Here is a 17,544-nt window from a genome sequence, read left to right as displayed (position 1 = left end):
GTGGCTACTCGGGGAGGTGGCGCGATGGGCGAGGACGACCGGGACGGTGCCGGCGGCAACGGGATGCGCGACGGCTACACGGCCCATGACACCGAACGCTGGGCGCCCGAGCCTCCCAAGTCGGCCAGCCGCACCGAATTCGAACGCGACCGCGCCCGGCTCATCCATTCGTCCGCGCTGCGCCGCCTCGGCGCGAAAAGCCAGATCCTCGTCGCCGGCACCGACGACTTCGCCCGCACGCGCCTGACGCACACGCTCGAGGTCGCGCAGATCGGCCGGCAGGTCGGCGCCCTGCTCGGCTGCGATCCCGACGTCGTCGACTGCGCCTGCCTCGCCCACGACCTCGGCCACCCGCCGTTCGGGCACAACGGCGAACGCGCCCTCACCGACATCGCGAAGGACATCGGCGGCTTCGAGGGCAACGCCCAGACGTTCCGGCTGCTCACGCGCCTCGAGCCGAAGATCTTCTTTCCCGACGACTACGCCGGACCGGCCGGCCCCGGCATCGGCGCCGCGGACTTCCGTTCCCGTTCCGGATCCGGTTCGTCCGCGCGAATCGTGACAATGAAGCCGTCGCCGCTGGCCGGCCGTTCCGCCGGCGTCAACCTGACGCGCGCCGCGCTCGACGCCGCCGTCAAGTATCCGTGGACGTACGCCGAGGCCGCCGACCATCCGAAGGGGGAGCGGAGCCTGAAATTCTGCGTCTATCCCGACGACGAGGCGGCGTTCCGGTGGCTCAAGTCCGGCGCGCCGCGCAACGCGACGCCAATGGAATGCCAGGTCATGGACCTCGCCGACGACATCGCGTACAGCGTCCACGACGTCGAGGACGCGATCGCGACCGGCACGCTCGACCCGGCCGACCTGCGCCGCGCCGACATCGCCGACAAGCTCGTCGCCGACACGCGCGCCTGGTACGGCCGCCAGTGGGACGGCGACCGGCTCGCCGCGGCGTTTCTGCGGCTGCGTCGCCTCGGCGCGTTTCCGGACATGTTCTCCGGTTCGCGGCGCGACCTCGCGCACCTCAAGAACATCACGAGCATGCTGATCGGCCGGTTCGCCGGGTCGGTCGAGGCGGCCACGCGCGAGACGTACGGTCCCGGCCCGCTGACGCGCTACTGCGGCTCCGTCGTCGTCCCGCAGGACACGCGCTACGAAATCCTCGTGCTCAAGGGCATCGCCGTCCACTTCGTCATGGCCCCGCGCGAACGCGAGCCGCTGCACGGCGAGGAACAGCAGATCGTCCGCGACCTCGTCGCCGTCATGATGAACGATTCGCCCGCTCCGTCCGTCGCCCTCGAACCGGTCTTCCTCGACGACTGGGCCAATGCCGCCGACGACGCCGGCCGCCTGCGCGTCGCGATCGACCAGGTCGCCAGCCTGACCGACGGCTCCGCCATCGCCATGCACAGGCTGCTGTGCGGGTGAGCTTTCGCCCGGTCTCGTTCTTCTTTGCATTATCGTATCCCGGTGTCCCGGTCCCGTGATCCGGTCGCGGGACCGGGACATGCGGAAGACAGGGACGGAAATGTGACATGTCGGGGGAGAGGCGAGGCTCGACGGAGGCGTTTTGGTATGCTGGGAGCTTATGGCCGGCATGATCAAGAAGGAAGACATCGAGAAGGTCCGCGCAGCGGCGGACCTGTATGACATCGTATCCGCGAGCGTGCGGCTCAAGGCTTCCGGAGCCGGCGCGTACGTCGGCCTGTGCCCGTTCCACGACGAGAAGACGCCAAGCTTCAACGTGCGTCCGTCGGTCGGCATGTGGCACTGCTTCGGCTGCGGCAAGGGCGGCGACGTCTTCAAGTACGTCGAGGAAATGGAGAGCCTCGATTTCCGCGACGCCGTCGAGTTCCTCGCCGACAAGTACCGGATCGAACTGCACTACGACGCGCCGCGCGGCAACCTCGGCGCCGGAGCCGCCGACGGCGCGCTCGGCGGGGGCGAAGTGCGCTCGAAGCGCGCCCGGCTCATCGAGGCGAACGAGGAGGCACAGAACTTCTTCGTCTCGCAGATCACGACGAAGGAGGCGCTCCCCGCCAGGAAGCTCCTCGACGGCCGCAACTTCACGCAGGCCGACTGCGCGCATTTCGGCTGCGGCTACGCGCCGCAGGGCTGGGACAACCTCGTGCGCCACCTGTCGAACAAGGGCTTCACGCACCAGGAAATCCTCGACGCCGGCCTGGCCAGGCAGGGCCAGCGCGGCATCTACGACTACTTCCGCGGCCGCGTGACGTGGCCCATCCGCGACAGCACCGGACGCACGCTCGGCTTCGGCGCCCGCAAGCTCTACGAGGACGACGCGATCGCCGCCAAGTACATCAACACGCCGGACACGCAGCTCTACCACAAGGAAGAGGTGCTGTACGGCATCGACCTCGCCAAGAAGGCCATCCTGAAGAAGCGCCAGGTCGTCATCGTCGAGGGCTACACCGACGTCATGGCGATGCACCTGGCCGGCGTGGACACCGCCGTCGCGACGTGCGGCACGGCATTCGGCGAGAAGCACGCGAAAATGGTGCGACGGTTCGTCGGCGACGACAAGATCGGCGCCATCCAGCTCGTCGGGCCGACGAAGGTGGCCGGCCAGTCGCTGAGCTCCCGCGTCGTCTTCACGTTCGACGGCGACTCGGCCGGCCAGAAGGCCGCGCTGCACGCGTTCGGCCTGGATACGGCGTTCCTGTCGCAGACCTTCGTCGCTGTCGCCGAGGACAACCTCGACCCCTGCGACCTGCGCATCGAGCGTGGCGACGAGGCCGTGCGCTCGCTGATCGACGGTGCGTCCCCGCTCTACGACTTCGTCATCGACACCGTCGTCGACAAGTGCGACACGGCCTACACGACCGGCCAGATGGCCGCCGTCAAGGCCGCGGCGCCGCTCGTCGCGCAGATCCGCGACCGTTCGCTCGAGGACCTCTACACGCGCAAGACGGCCCGCAGGATCGGCATCGACCTCGACATCATGCAGCGCGAGGTGCGCTCGGCCCGCAGCCAGCTGCACGTGCGCACTGAGGACGCCTACGCGCCCAGGTTCGGCCGGTTCGAGCAGCTGCGCGCCGAACGCGGCGTGTCCGGGCCGGGCAATCCGGACGTCAACCGCGCCGCGTTGCAGGCGCTCGCCCGGCAGGACGCCCGCGAGCAGGACTACTACCGCGTGGACGACGAGATCTTCATGTCCGAGCAGCAGTTCATGGCCACGCTGATCCAGCTGCCGCGCGCCATCGACCGGACGATGTTCGACCAGCTCGCGACGATCTGCTTCGTCACGCCGGTCTTCCGCACGCTCTACCAGGCCGTCACGGCGGCCGGCGGCCTGCCCGATGCGGACACGCCGATGGGCCTGTGGCTGCACAACCTGACCAAGGCCGGCGGTCCGGCGCTCGAATCGGTCATCAACGAGCTCGCCGTCATGCCGCTGCCATTGCCCGGCAACTCGGCCAACCAGGCCGCCGACGCCGGTCATCCCGACCACATGGACCAGGCGCTGCGCGCCGCCACGCCGACGGAAGCGAGGTACGCCCGGGAGCTGACGGCGCGGCTGCTCGACCTCGGCTACATGCGCACGATCGGCAACATCCGCCGCCGCATGGCCCAGCTGCCCGAAGGCGACGAGAAGACCGAGCTGCTCGCCCGCAACCTCCAGCTCGAGCAGGAGCGCCAGCAGCTCAGGGCCGATCTGTTCTAGGCCTTCTAGGCCACGACATCTCAGGAACTGGCATCCTCGAAGACGAAGCCGATGGCGGCCTCAGTGGCGTTGGCGGCGACGAACTGGACCGACAGCTGGCGCGCGGACGACGTCACGGTGACGGGCACGACCTTGAGCGCGGGGGAGGAGGCCCGGCAGGAGACGCGGCTCGTCGCGATCGCCTGGCCGTCGACGACCATGTTGATCGTGACGGTGCCGACGCCGGCGCAGTACACGTCGATGTCGTAGGTGCCGGCCGCGCGCGGATTGAGGACGAGCAGGTCGTCCTGACGCACGAAATGCGTGCCGTCGCGCTCCGGCTCGGTCCACGACGAATATTCGGCGTACGGCGTCCGGTCGGACTTCGTCAGCCGGTGCGGCAGGCCATCCCGCTCCAGCCCGATCGCCGCGTTGACGGCGTTCATCCACTGCGTGCCGGTCGCCGTCGACGGCACCGGATCGTCGGAGTCGCCGTTCGTCAGGGTCTTCGTCATCGAGTCGTCGGACACCACCTCGTCGGCGTCGCCAGTCTTCGACGTCGCCCCGTCGTCGTGGTAGGAAGTCGTCGTGAGCACGGTGGAGGGATCGTCCGTCGTCGCCGGCTGGCCGATCGGCCATGCCAGACCGACGGCCGACGCCAGCGACAGCACGGCGAGGGCCGCCGACGTCGCCAGCCTGCGCCACTGCCGCGATCTATCCATGCGATCGCCCACTTCCCCAACTTCCGGCTCCCCAATGCCGGCCGTCCCGCCGACTGGCATAGTCGGACGAAACTACTATCGGACTTAGTATAGAAAATTCACGGTTTTTTGTAAGAAATTTCAGTCGTTTTTGTGGGAATAGCTGATTATTGTCGAAAATTTCCGCCGATATTCGACGATTCCTGCCGGGACTGTCCGTCGCCGTCGTTGCCGACGGCGAACACGATGACCCCGTTACGAGGTCGACGGGGGTGCCTTCCGTACCCCCTTTGTCCGAACGCTGGACAAAACGGTCGGAGGGAAATCCCAGTGTTTTCTAAGGGAAACCGAAGGAAAAAATACCGGATGGACGGAAATTCAACCCGCCGAAACCGTTGGAATCACGGGTAGATGGGAGGGTTCCATGTAGGATGGAACGGCATTTACACAACTTTCACGGAGGAGCGGATGGGTCAACGGTTGCTCAGGGTGCTCAGGAGCGAAACCATCCTCGTCGTCGCCACGTTGCTGGCGCTGATTTCATGCTTCATCGTCCCGCCCGACGGTGAATACTGGGGATACGTTCACGTCAGCACCATTGCCCAGCTGGCCTGCCTCATGCTCGTCGTCTGCGGCCTGCAGCGAATCGGAGTGTTCCGCATCATCGGATCGTCGCTGCTGCGCTGCGTCAACACCGCCCGCGGACTCGCGATCACGCTGATCGCCCTGACGTTCTTCTCGGCGATGTTCATCACGAACGACGTCGCCCTCGTCACGTTCGTGCCGTTCGCCATCGCCGTGCTCAAGATGGCCCGTCTCGAGGACAAGTCGATCGTGCTGTGCTCGCTGATGACAGTCGCCGCGAACTGCGGCTCGATGCTCACGCCGATCGGCAACGCCCACAACCTCTACTTCAAGGCGCTCACCGGCATGTCGACGGTCCAGTTCGTCGGCGTCATGGCGCCGTATTCCGCCGTCGCCGCCGTGCTGCTCGTCATCGCCAGCTGCATCGTCTTCCGCGGCGAGCCGGTCAGCGAGTTCAAGTCGATGGACAGCGAGGGCATCGAACGCTCCGTCCTCGCGCCGAACAGTGGCGTTCCGCAGCCGGACGAGATCCGCATCATGGGCTACGGCAAGCCGGGCTCGCACGCCGGCTGGCGCTGCGTCGTCTACATCCTGCTGTTCCTGCTGTGCATCGCGACGGTCAGCGACCTGACGCCGCTGTGGCTGATGTGCGTCGTCGTGTTCGCCGCGTTCCTGTTCACCGACATCCGTGCCTACCGTCACGCCGATTGGGCGCTGCCGCTGACGTTCATCATGTTCTTCATCTTCATCGGCAACATGAAGCGCGTGCCGGAGTTCACGGCGATCGCGCAGGCGACCGTCGGCGCCCATCCGCTGCTCGTCGCCGTCATCTTCAGCCAGTTCATTTCGAACGTGCCGTCGACGCTGCTGCTGTCCGGCTTCTCGAATGCCTGGGTGCCGCTGATCATCGGCACCAACCTCGGCGGCATGGGCACGATCATCGCGTCGATGGCGTCGCTGATCACGTACAAGGCGATCGCCAAGGAATACCCGGCGAAGAAGCTGCGCTACCTCGGCGTCTACATGGGCATCAGCTTCGCGTTCCTGATCGTGCTGACGGCGCTCGCGCTCGTCATCGAGGGATGAATCGTTCCGCGCTTTCCGTACTATTCCTACGCGAGAGCCCCGCAACCGGTTGGTTGCGGGGCTCTCGCTTCGCTGGAATCAATGATTCCCGACGGTGCCCTCGGCCGGACTCGAACCGGCAACCTTAGGATTAGAAGGCCTCTGCTCTATCCATTGAGCTACGAGGGCGCGGGACAGCCGTCCGGCACTCAGTATGACACCCGCCGCCGACCGTCACAGGACGGCGCGGATGTCGGCGACGATGTCGGCGACCGTCATGCCGTAGCGGTCCAGCAGGCTCGCGAGATTCACGCGGTCGGTAAACTCCTTGCGGGCGCCGAAGTTGAGCGTCTTGACGCCGGCTTCCGGCATGCAGTTCGCGTAGAACGCCGTGATTTTCTCGCCCCAGCCGCCTTCGAGCTGGCCGTCCTCGATCGTGACGACGACGTCGTGGCTGGCCGGCAGCGTGCGCAGCGTCGCCTCGTCGATCGTCGAGAACTGCAGCGGGTCGATGACGCTCGCCTCGATCGGCTCGCCGGCTTCCCGCGGCGAATGGCCGCCGGCGAACGCCCGCCGCTCGGTCGCGCCGGCGCCGAGGTTCCTGTCGAACGATTCGTCCGACAGGACGGCCCCGAGCGAGCACTGCCTGCCGTCATTGCCGGCGGCGAGCGCGTCGGCGACCCGCTGCGCGAGGATGGCGGCGTCGCCCAGGCCGATGATGGCGACGCGGCTGCCGTGATGCTTGACGACGTAGCGGTCGAACGGATGCGAACGGTCGGCCACGCGGGCGTCGACGGCCGCCGCGACGACGCCCGCCGGGTCGTCGACGCCGGCGATCTCGGCGTCGAGGATCGTCTGGCCGGGCACGCGGATGACGACCGGCGACGTGTTCGTTAGCGACGTCGACCAGTCGAGCATCTTGAGGAACATGCGCCGGTTCGTCGGCGCCAGGCACGTCAGGTTCGGGATGTTGCCGAAGAAGCCGATGTCGTAGGCGCCCGAATGCGTGTTGTCGGCGTCGGACAGGCCGCCGCCGAACGACAGCAACGTCACCGGGTTGCCGTTGAGCGAGAGCTCCTGCTGGATTTCGTCGTAGGCGCGCTGGAAGAACGTCGCGCTCGTCGCGACGACGGGACGGCCGCCGGCCTGCGCGATGCCGGACGCGAACGCGACGGCGTGCTCCTCGGTGATGCCGGTGTCGACGTAGTGCTTGCCCGCGCGCTCGCGGAACTCGCGCGTGATGCCGTTGGAGCCCGGCGTGGCCGGCGAGACGACGACGAGTCCGGGCTCGCCGGCGAACCGCTGCTCGAGTTCCGCCATCGCGAGCTGCCCGTAGAACTTGCGCGCGCCCTGCGAGGGATCGGCGGGATGCGGGGACTCCTCCCGGCCCGGCTGCGCCTCGCCGACCCCCTCCGAAGAAGGGATCGGGGACGTGGAGGAGGCCTGGACGATCGGGTCCTGCCAGTGGTTGGCTTCGCAGCGGCCTTCGCGGTAGCCGTGGGCGACGTCCTCGGGGTCGGTGTCCATGCCGAGGCCCTTTGTCGTGTGGATGTGGACGACGATCGGATGGTCGATGTCCCTGACGGACTCGAACGCGTCGACAAGGGCGTGCACGTCGTTGCCGTCCGGCACGTACATGTAGTCGAGGCCGAACGCGTGGAACAGGTTCGGCTCGCTTTCGCCGTTCGATTCGCGCATGCGGGCGAGCGTGGCGTACATGCCGCCGTGGTTTTCGGCGATCGACATCTCGTTGTCGTTGAACACGATGATCATGTTGCCGCCCTGCTCGGCGGCGTTGTTGAGGCCCTCGAACGCGACAGCCGAGCTCAGCGCACCGTCGCCGATGACGGCGACGACGTTCCCGATCGCGGACGAATCGTCCATGTCCCTCTGCTTCGCCAGTCCGCACGCCAGCGAGACCGACGTGCCGGTGTGGCCGAGCACGAAGCGGTCGTGCTCGCTTTCGTCGGGGTTGGTGAATCCGGTCACCGTGCCGAACAGCGCCGCGTTGCGGAACGCCTCGGCGCGGCCGGTCAGCATCTTGTGGGCGTAGCTCTGGTGGGACACGTCGAAGACGATCGCGTCGGCGGGGGAGTCGAAGACGCGGTGCAGCGCCACGCACGCCTCGACGAGGCCGAGGTTCGAGCCGATGTGGCCGCCGTGGCGCTTGCCGAATTCAAGCAGTGCCGCGCGGATCTCGGCGCACAGGTCCTCCAGCTGCGCTGCCGTCAGTCTCTTCACGTCCGCCGGAGTGGAGATGGTCGCTAGCAGGTCACTGGTCATGTATCGCCCCTCAAAAACATGGTTGTCGTACGGCCGTCCGGTCTCGGTCCGCGGACGCCGGTCTTTCGATAGTAGCGTTGCGCCGGCACAAATCGTTTCACTGGCCGCCGGTGCTACAGTGGGCCTCACTATTTCTTTCAGGGAAGGAAGGCCAATGAAGGCAGTCTTTGCATCCTCGATCGACTATCACAATCCGCTGGCGGCGCTGACGGTGGGCGAGCGGCCCGACCCGGAGCCCCGCGCCGACTGGAGCGTCATCCGCACGTCGGCCGTGTCCGTCAACCACCACGACATCTGGAGCCTCAAGGGCGTCGGCCTGACGATGGAATCGACGCCGATGATACTCGGCACCGACATCTGCGGCGTGCTGGAGGAGACGCCGCTGGGCGCCGACGGCAAGCCGGTGAAATGCGGCGCGACGGTCCATGGCGGCGGCACCGTCCTCAAGGCCGGCGACGAGGTCGTCGCCTACACCGTCGTCGGCGGTCCCGACGGCGGCGCCGGCACGCTGCCGGGCCAGCGCCGCACGATCCTGTCCGAACAGTATCCGGGCACGATGGCGCAGCGCTGCGCCGTGCCGACGGCCAACCTGTTCCCCAAGCCGAAGAACCTCGACGTGCTGGAAGCCGCCGTGCTCGGCACGAGCTGGCTGACCGCCTACTCGATGCTGTTCAGCCGCGCCCGCGTCAAGCCCGGCGACACTGTCCTCGTCCAGGGCTGTGGCGGCGGCGTCGCGACGGCCGCCATCCAGATGGCGCACGCCGCCGGCCTCGAGGTCTTCGCGACGTCGCGCAGCGAGACTCGCCGCGACCGCGCGCTCGCGCTCGGCGCCGACGTCGCCGTCGCGTCCGGCGAGCGCCTGCCGCACAAGGTCGACGCCGTCATCGACTCGGTCGGTTCGGCCACGTGGAGCCATTCGGTCAAGTCGGTGCGCCCCGGCGGCACGATCGTCGTGTGCGGCGCGACGGCCGGCGACCAGCCCGGCGCCGAGCTGACGCGCATCTTCTTCCAGGACATCCGTGTCCAGGGCAACACGATGGGCAGCCGCGACGACTTCGCGTCGATGCTGCGCTTCGTCGAGCACAACGACCTGCATCCGGTCGTCGACTCCACCTACCCGGTCGACCGCGCTCCGGAAGCCTTCGCCAAGCTGATCGAGGGCCGCGTCTTCGGCAAGACTGTCCTGCAGTTCTGACGAGAAAGGAAAAATGGACGCCGGACGGCCACGTTCCCGCACCCCCTACTACAGTGGGGGAGGTCCCGACCAAGGGAATATTCCGGCCTACTGGAGGTGACCATATGACGCAAGACGTCAATCCGGCAAGCGCGCCGGTCGCGGTGATCATGGGATCGGCGAGCGACTGGGCGACGATGAGCCATGCCTGCGAAATGCTCGACCAGTTCGGCGTGCCCTATGTCAAGCGCGTGATCTCGGCGCACCGCACGCCCGAGCTCATGGGCGAGTTCGCCCGTGACGCGCGCGCGAACGGCTTCAGGATCATCATCGCCGGCGCCGGCGGTGCCGCGCACCTGCCGGGCATGGTCGCCGCGCAGACGACGCTGCCGGTCATCGGCGTGCCGGTCAAGTCGCGCGCGCTGAGCGGCCTCGACTCGCTGCTGTCGATCGTGCAGATGCCCGGCGGCATCCCGGTCGCCACGACGGCGATCGGCGACTCCGGCGCGACGAACGCCGGCCTGCTCGCCGTCTCGATGCTCGCGATGACCGACGACGCGCTGGCCGCGAAGCTGCAGGACTACCGCGACGGACTGAAGGAGAAGGTGGCCGCATCCAATGCCGAGCTTGTCTGACGAAACGAACGCAACCCTCGAAACACTGCTGCCCGGCGGCACGATCGGCATCGTCGGCGGCGGCCAGCTCGGCCGCATGATGGCCCTCTCGGCCCGCTACGCCGGCTACCGCGTCGGCGTGCTCGACCCGACCGACAACTGCCCGGCCGCCCAGGTCGCCGACTTCCAGGTCGTCGCCGACTACGGCGACGAAGCCGCCATCGCCGACCTCGCCGCCAGGAGCGACGTGCTCACCTACGAATTCGAGAACGTCGACGCCGCCGCGCTCGACGCCGTGCGCGGCGCCGGTGTCGCCGGCGGCGAGCCCGGCACCGTCGCCATCCCGCAGGGCACCGACCTGCTGCGCGTGACGCAAAACAGGATCCGGGAGAAGACCTTCGTCAACGACCACGGCATCGCCACGGCCCCGTGGCGCGCCGTCAACTCGCGCGCCGACGTCGACGCGGCACTCGCCGAGATTGGCTATCCGGCCGTCCTCAAGACGGCGGAAGGCGGATACGACGGGCACGGCCAGGTCGTGCTGCGGTCGGCCGACGACCTCGCGAAGGTCTGGCCGGACGAATCGTTCCCGCCGTCCATCCTCGAGGGCTTCGTCGACTTCGCGTTCGAGGCGAGCGTGCTCGTCGCCGGCAACGGCCGCGACTACGTCACGTTCCCGATCGTCGAGAACATCCACCGCCACAACATCCTCCACCTCACGCTGGCACCGGCGAACGTCGACAACAACGTGCACGATGCCGCCCGCCAGCTGGCACTGACGCTGGCCGAAGGCTTCAGGCTTGCCGGCACGCTCGCCATCGAGCTGTTCGTCATGCCCGACGGCACGCTGATCGTCAACGAGCTGGCGCCGCGCCCGCACAACTCCGGCCACTACACGATCGAGGCGTGCGACTTCGACCAGTTCGACCTGCACGTGCGCGGCATCTGCGGCCTGCCGCTCGCCGAACCGAAGCTGCTCAGCCCCGCCGTCATGGTCAACGTCCTCGGCCAGCACGTCGACGGCGTGCGCGCGGCACTCGCCGGCCATCCCGACTGGCACGCCCACGACTACGGCAAGGCCGTCGCCAAGCACGACCGCAAGATGGGCCACGTTACCGTCCTGACCGACGATCCGGAGGCCACCGCCGCCGGACTCGAGGCCACCGGCATCTGGAGCGACCTGTCCTGACGTCCGCGGCCGGGTCGACTACTATGGGGAACCATGGCTAGACAGACTCGGCAGAAGGACGCCATCGTGGCGGCGCTCAGGGCGCACGGCGAATTCGTGTCCGCGCAGCAGCTGCACCAGGCACTCGAGGACGCCGGCGAGCACATCGGACTGGCGACGGTCTACCGGCAGCTCAACGCGCTCGCCGACAGCGGCGAGGCGGACACGGTGCGGCTCGACGGCCAGCAGCTGTTCCGGCTGTGCGGCACCGGCCACGCCGACGGCGATGACGGCCACGACGGCGCCGAGCCGCGCCGGCACCATCACCATCTCGTCTGCACGTCGTGCGGCAAGACCGTCGAGATCGATCCTCCCGGCGAACAGTGGCTGCGCACGATCGCCGACCGCCACGGCTTCACGATCGAGTCGCACACGCTCGAGCTTTTCGGGCTGTGCGCCGACTGTCGCAAGAAACAGGACGACGCTTCGGATGCGTCCTGATGCTTCCCGACACACAATAGAGAGGTGGGGGGGCCGGGGGGGGGGGGGGGGGGGGGGGGGCGGGGGGGGGGGGGGGGGGGGCGCGCCCCCCGCCCCCGGGCGCCGGGGGGGGGGGGGGGGGGGGGGCCGGCCGGCCCCCCCCCCCCCCCCCCCCCCCCCCGCGCCCGCCCCCCCCCCCCCCCCCCCCCCCCCCCCCCCCCCCCCCCCCCCCCCCGGCCCCCCCACCTCTCTATTGTGTGTCGGGAAAAGAATCCCGCGACTACTTGTCCGACTTCATGCTGCCGAGCATCGAGAGGGTCTCGCGGACCGTCAGGTTCGGCAGGTAGGCGCGCAGGACGGCGATGCCGAGGTTGGCGAGCTTGGCCGGGTCGGCATAGCACAGGTAGACGGGGTAGGCGGCCGGCTGGAACTTCTTCTTGAAGTTGTACAGCGACTTGAAGCCGTATTCCGGCTCGAGGAAGTCGGCGACGAGCGCGAGCGCGTGCTGCAGGATCAGCGTGCCGGAAACGTTCGAGTCGTCGTCGCTCGTCGCATCCGACGACGAGTCGAGGCCGGTCAGCGGCGCCGCCGACAGCGAGACGAACTCGACTTTCTCGTCCGGTGACGATTCGCCCAGGTCGTGCATGCGCTGGGCCATGCGGGCGATGAGGAATTCCATGATGCCGTTCGGCGAGTCGGTGCGGTGGCGCATGAAATCGAGCGTCCAGCCGATGATCCGGCCGTCGCGCCACGTCGGCAGCCAGCTCGTGACGCCCTGGACCGTGCCGTCCGCATCGATCGCGTACAGCACCTTGACGCGCGGATCCTTCAGCTCCTCGACGCCGCCGAGCGTGAACTTCATCTCCGGCAGTGCCTTGCCCTCGCTCCACTGCTCGGAAATCTCCTCGAACTGGCGTTGGACGGAGTGCGGACACTCGTCGTACGTCGTGAACTCGTCGACGATGCCGTCGCGCTTGGCCTTGTTGATCGCCGTGCGGATGTCCTGCCACTTCTTGCCGGTCGTCTTCCACGACGCCGGGTCGATGACCATTTCCTCGCCGACGAGCAGCGAATGCCAGCCGAGCGACGACAGGTGGTCGCGGGCGTTCTGGTGGACGGCGTAGAACACCGGCGTCCACGAATGCTCGCTGCAGAAGCGCGAGAAGTCGTCGAGATCGGCCATCCACTCGTCGGGGTCGCCGAACGGCCCGGTCGTCGTCAGCGCCACGCCGTTGAGCACGCGGTAGGCGACGCCGGAGCGGCCGGTGTGGGAAATCCAGTAGTCGTTGCCTTCCCACGTCGTCATGAAGCTCATCGACTCGCCGCCGGCCTCGACGAGCTGCTCGGCGCGCGAGCGCGCGTGCTCGTCGTCGATGTCGCCGACGCGCAGCCAGACGATCGACGCGACGACGAGCACGGCCCAGAACACGATGCCGACGCCCTGGTAGACGATCGACGCGAGAATCGTCGTCGGCAGGAACGCGAGCCGGGTGTGCGTCAGGAAGCCGATCGGCAGGAAGCGGCCCGGCAGGTCGGCGAGCACGACGGCGAACGACGGCCTCGGCGAGAACTGCGAGGAGCACAGGCCGGCGAACAGCAGGTAGACGGCGGCGCAGGCGACGAACGTGACGACGACGACGATCAGGCCCCAGCGCATGGCGCGCGCCGACGTCTTGAGCGAGAAGTGGCGCAGTTCGGCGGCCGTGACGATCGCGAACGCGGCGGGCACGGCGACGTTGACGACGCAGCTCCACAGCGCGGTGCCGGAGAAGCCCCGCACGGAGCCGTTGAGCGTGTACGGCACGAGCAGGTAGTAGCACAGCGTGAAGATCGCCGAGGCGCCGTAGAAGATGATCGCGAACCACGCGGCGGTGCGCCGACCGCGGTACATGCCGACCGCGATGACGAGCATGACGACGAGCGGCAGCAGCGAGCGGACGACGTCGCCGGGCATGGCGGCGCGGGCCAGTTCGTACTGCGTGAAGCAGCCGGACGTCAGCGTGCCGTGCATGCAGGCGGCCAGTTTTCCGCTGTTGACCGACGACGGCGACATGATCAGCGCGAGCGTCGTCAGCGGACCGGCGGCCGCGCGCGACGTCGTCGCGACGACCGGGCCGAGCGCCAGCACGACGCCGACGGCGCCGAGGATGTGCCGGGCCTCGTAGCTCGACGCGTGCTGCCAGTGCCACTGGTCGGTCTGCGGCGGCCCGGCCAGCGCGCGGCCGATGAGCTGGCCGATGACGGCGGCCATCAGCGTGCAGTAGTCGCCGGGATTGCCACCGTAGAGCAACACGACGCAGATGGCGCAGTAGCCGACGATGCGGATGCGCCGGCGCCACAGCTGGCCGGTGAACGCCGTCGCCGCCATCAGGCCGCCGACGACGAGCGTGACGGGGGAGAGCGTGAACGGAATCGAGTAGATCGTCGACGACGTCGACAGCAATGCGCTGACGGCCGAGCACAGCAGCAGGCCGACGAAAACGCCGGCGACGGCGGAGACGATGCAGGTGAAGATCGTGCGGACGGCGCCGAGGATCGGCTCGGCCAGGCACAGCATGAGCATCATCAGCGCGGCCTCGACGAGCAGCTGGAAGACGCCGCGCGTCAGGAACAGCGACGGGATGAGCTTGCCGAAGTCGAAGTGGCCCAGGTCGGTGGACAGCTCGTTGTATGGCAGCGACTTGTGCTGGACGGCGAAGACGAGCCACCACAGGATGTTGATGACGATGAAGCCGCCGGTCACCCACAGCGCGAACGCCTGCTCGCGCCGCCAGCGGCGGAAGTCGCGCAGCAGCTGCGCGCCGGCGTCGTCGCCCGGACCGTGTGCCTGGTCGTGTTGTTGGCTCATGACTCGTCTCCCTCTCGTTCGCGTCCCGTCCGGCATCCCCGCTGCCGGCGGCGATCGCGTTCGCCGGCGGCTGAACGGGAAGAATCGTACATAATCGGGCAACCTGATTCCCACCCTACCGTCGCCGTGCCGGCCCGCCGCGAGGTTCGTCGATTCGCTGAAACGCCGGCGACCACCTTGACAAACCGGCTTGACAAACCGGCGGCGGCACACGCGCCGCCGGTTGTCGCCTTCTGGGAGAAAAATGTCGAGAGTTACTGTGTTTCCAAACAGCAGGCCGAATGCGGCCGACATGCGGCGGGACGATCGTGCCCGCTCGCCCCACGAAGAGAAGATTCGAAGAAGAGGGATCGAGAAGACCCGAAGACATAACCAGTTACGGAGAAGTTCGTGCAGAAAGACCAGGAGAGGACCGGCGCCGTCGACGACGCCGAACAGCAGGCGGCGCAGGCCGCCACGCAGGAGACTGCGCAGACAGGGAACCAGACAGGGAAAAAACAGTCGACGGAACAGCCGGCGGAGCAACCGCCGGCACGAGCCGGCGAGCCGGACATCGAGGAACTGACGATCAGGAGAATCGACGGCAACGGCTCGCACGGAGGTGATGGCATGGACGATTCACACGGCGACGGCGCGGGCAACGGCGGCAACGGTTCGCGGCACGGCCACTGGGCCATCGGCAAGAACGGCAAGCGCCACTGGTGCTTCCCGGGATGGCTGTACGGCATCCTGTTCGTCGTCTTCGACTTCTGCTTCCTCGCCATCCTGCAGTGGAGCGTCACGCAGACGACGAGCGGCGTCGACCTCGTCTCGACGGCCGGCGGCATCGGCGAGATGATCGGCAAGATCGGCACCGGCAACTGGGTGTTCGCGCTCAACATGCTGCTCATCGGCCTGATCTACCTGACCGTGCTGATGATCTTCAACCGCTTCTGGATCGCGACCGGGCTGATGTTCGTGCTCAGCTGCATCATCGCGACCGTCGAGCACCTCAAGATCGAGGTGCGCTACGAGACCGTCTATCCGTCCGACCTCAACTTCATTTCCGGCGGCAACGGCGGCGAGATCGCCAGCTTCATGCCCGACGACGGCGCGAGGGTCATTATCGGCATGGTGATCTTCATGCTGGTGCTCGTCGCGCTGTGCGTGTTCCTCAACCACATCGACGGCCGCCACGGCTCGATGATCCGCTTCTCCGGCAAGTCGAAGGCGCTCGGCGCCGTCATCCGCCTGTTGCTCGTCGTGCTGCCGGCCGGCTTCGTCTCGATGTACACCGTCGACGTCGGCACGACCGATTCGTGGGCGTACGGCGTCTCCCGCGGCCTCGGCGACATCCCGTCGATGTGGGATTCGGTGTACGACGCCCAGCGCAACGGCGTCGTGCCGTCGTTCATCCGCGCGATCAACCCGAAGGTCATGGACGAGCCGGCGAACTACTCCGAGGAGACGATGAAGGAAATCGCCGAGAAGTACTCGAACGTCGCCGACACGATCAACGAGAGCCGCTCGAACACGATGACCGACTCGACCGTCATCGCGATCCTGTCCGAGACGTTCTCCGACCCGGAGAACGTGCCCGGTGTCACGCTCAACGAGGACCCGATCCCGAACATCAAGCAGATCATGACCGAGACGACGAGCGGCAAGATGCTGTCGTCCGGCTACGGCGGCGGCACCGCCAACCTCGAGTACATGGAGCTCACCGGCCTGTCGATGGCGAACTTCGACTCGTCGCTGACGAGCCCGTACCAGCAGCTCATCCCGAACGCAAGCTGGACGCCGACGTTCAACCAGATGTGGGGCTCGGCCGACAACTCGATCGCCGTGCACCCGTACGAGGCGTCGATGTACTCGCGCGAGACCGACTACGTCAAGTTCGGCTTCTCGAAGTTCTACGCGCTGTCCGGCGGCACCGACAAGATCCAGTACACCGACAAGATCGACAGCTCGCCGTACGTGTCCGACGAGTCGGCGTACAAGGAGACGCTCGACCAGGTCAAGTCGACCGACAACTCGCAGTTCATCCAGCTGATGACGATGCAGAACCACATGCCGTACAACAACTGGTACGAGGACAACCAATTCGAGGTGACGTCGAACGACGACGGCAAGTCCGAATCCGAGATCTCGAACATCGAGACGTACGCGAAGGGCCTGAGCTACACCGACGAGGCGACGAAGGAATTCCTCGACGAGCTCGACAAGATCGACAAGCCGATCACTGTCATCTTTTACGGCGACCACCTGCCCGGCATCTACAAGACGGCCGGCGAGGACTCGGCGAACTCGATCGCGCTGCACGAGACCGACTACTTCATCTGGTCGAACAAGGCGAGTGGACAGCAGGGCACGAAGATCGCCGACGACGCCTACACGTCGCCGAACTTCCTGATGGCCGAGGCGGCCGAGCAGATGGACGCCAACGTCTCGCCGTACCTCGCGTTCCTGACGTCGCTGCATTCGAAGGTCGCCGCGATGGAGCCGCCGGTCGTCAACACGATCCAGGGCTGGGACCGCATCCCGGCCGGCTCGACGATCTACCTCGACGAGGACGGCAAGCAGGTCGCCTACGACGACCTCGACGACGAGACGAAGCAGATGCTCGAGGACTACAAGCTCATCCAGTACGACATCACCGCCGGCGAGGGCTACCTGAAGAACACCGACTTCCTGAGCCTGCCCGACAACGCCGGCACGATGTAACGGTCGCCCAACGGGCCTAGCACCCGTGCAAGCTGGAAAAAAGGTACCGTCCGACGGCCGTCGGGCGGTACCTTTCTTCCATTTTCCTGTCGGTGCTGGAAGAAAGGTGCCGCCGGGATGGCCTTGGGCGGTATCTTTTTCCAGTTTCCTGCCGGTGCTGGAAGAAGGGTGCCGCCAGGATGGCCTTGGGCGGTATCTTTTTTCCAGTTTCCTGTCGGTGCTGGAAGAAAGGTATCGCGGGGAGGACAGCGGACGGCAC

At 67.3% G+C, this 17,544-nt stretch carries 11 protein-coding genes and 1 tRNA gene; 8 read left to right on the top strand and 4 right to left on the bottom strand.

What is annotated here, in order from left to right:
• The first annotated feature begins 63 nt into the window (after window positions 1-63).
• Together F6S87_RS08680 and dnaG are read left to right on the top strand one after the other, a co-directional pair.
• Entirely contained in the window at window positions 64-1,428 is a 1,365-nt protein-coding gene (locus F6S87_RS08680) for a deoxyguanosinetriphosphate triphosphohydrolase (RefSeq protein WP_231129362.1), read from the top strand.
• A gap of 160 nt (window positions 1,429-1,588) precedes the next feature.
• A complete protein-coding gene (gene dnaG, locus F6S87_RS02165; protein WP_163227008.1) occupies window positions 1,589-3,685 on the top strand; it encodes a DNA primase in 2,097 nt (698 codons plus the stop codon).
• A 20-nt stretch (window positions 3,686-3,705) separates the two neighbouring features.
• On the opposite strand, the gene F6S87_RS02160 is transcribed toward dnaG, so the two are convergent.
• The gene (locus tag F6S87_RS02160) at window positions 3,706-4,386 is read right to left on the bottom strand and encodes a hypothetical protein (RefSeq protein WP_163227007.1); all 681 of its coding nucleotides are present in this window, start codon (window positions 4,384-4,386) and stop codon (window positions 3,706-3,708) included.
• Window positions 4,387-4,833: 447 nt separating this feature from the next.
• Between F6S87_RS02160 and F6S87_RS02155 the strand changes: the two genes are divergently transcribed.
• Window positions 4,834-6,036, top strand: coding sequence for an SLC13 family permease (locus F6S87_RS02155; RefSeq protein WP_163227006.1), 1,203 nt, complete (start codon window positions 4,834-4,836; stop codon window positions 6,034-6,036).
• Between the two features lie 95 nt (window positions 6,037-6,131).
• Here F6S87_RS02155 and F6S87_RS02150 read toward each other — a convergent pair.
• Both F6S87_RS02150 and F6S87_RS02145 read right to left on the bottom strand, forming a co-directional pair.
• Window positions 6,132-6,204, bottom strand: a tRNA-Arg gene (locus F6S87_RS02150).
• 45 nt (window positions 6,205-6,249) lie between these two features.
• The gene (locus tag F6S87_RS02145) at window positions 6,250-8,298 is read right to left on the bottom strand and encodes a 1-deoxy-D-xylulose-5-phosphate synthase (protein ID WP_163227005.1); all 2,049 of its coding nucleotides are present in this window, start codon (window positions 8,296-8,298) and stop codon (window positions 6,250-6,252) included.
• Between the two features lie 154 nt (window positions 8,299-8,452).
• On the opposite strand from F6S87_RS02145, the gene F6S87_RS02140 reads away from it, so the two are divergent.
• From F6S87_RS02140 to F6S87_RS02125, 4 genes are all read left to right on the top strand, one after another.
• The gene (locus F6S87_RS02140) at window positions 8,453-9,493 is read left to right on the top strand and encodes a zinc-binding dehydrogenase (RefSeq protein WP_163227004.1); all 1,041 of its coding nucleotides are present in this window, start codon (window positions 8,453-8,455) and stop codon (window positions 9,491-9,493) included.
• A gap of 104 nt (window positions 9,494-9,597) precedes the next feature.
• Complete coding sequence (purE, locus tag F6S87_RS02135) at window positions 9,598-10,107, top strand: 5-(carboxyamino)imidazole ribonucleotide mutase (protein ID WP_163227003.1); 510 nt, start codon at window positions 9,598-9,600, stop codon at window positions 10,105-10,107.
• Window positions 10,091-11,275 carry a 5-(carboxyamino)imidazole ribonucleotide synthase gene (purK, locus tag F6S87_RS02130; RefSeq protein WP_163227002.1) on the top strand — a complete coding sequence of 395 codons (1,185 nt, stop codon included), beginning with the start codon at window positions 10,091-10,093 and terminating at the stop codon, window positions 11,273-11,275. The genes purE and purK overlap by 17 nt, the downstream gene beginning before the upstream one ends.
• A gap of 33 nt (window positions 11,276-11,308) precedes the next feature.
• Window positions 11,309-11,755 carry a Fur family transcriptional regulator gene (locus F6S87_RS02125; RefSeq protein ID WP_163227001.1) on the top strand — a complete coding sequence of 149 codons (447 nt, stop codon included), beginning with the start codon at window positions 11,309-11,311 and terminating at the stop codon, window positions 11,753-11,755.
• 259 nt (window positions 11,756-12,014) lie between these two features.
• On the opposite strand, the gene F6S87_RS02110 is transcribed toward F6S87_RS02125, so the two are convergent.
• A complete protein-coding gene (locus F6S87_RS02110; RefSeq protein WP_231129306.1) occupies window positions 12,015-14,582 on the bottom strand; it encodes a bifunctional lysylphosphatidylglycerol flippase/synthetase MprF in 2,568 nt (855 codons plus the stop codon).
• Between the two features lie 390 nt (window positions 14,583-14,972).
• On the opposite strand from F6S87_RS02110, the gene F6S87_RS02105 reads away from it, so the two are divergent.
• Window positions 14,973-17,285, top strand: a complete 2,313-nt coding sequence (locus F6S87_RS02105) for a sulfatase-like hydrolase/transferase (protein ID WP_331270744.1) — start codon at window positions 14,973-14,975, stop codon at window positions 17,283-17,285.
• Window positions 17,286-17,544 lie beyond the last annotated feature (259 nt).

Source organism: Bifidobacterium choloepi (assembly GCF_010667615.1).
Lineage (GTDB): Bacteria > Actinomycetota > Actinomycetes > Actinomycetales > Bifidobacteriaceae > Bifidobacterium > Bifidobacterium choloepi.
Note: the sequence above shows the minus strand (reverse complement) of the source record. Positions and strands in the feature narration are given on the sequence as shown.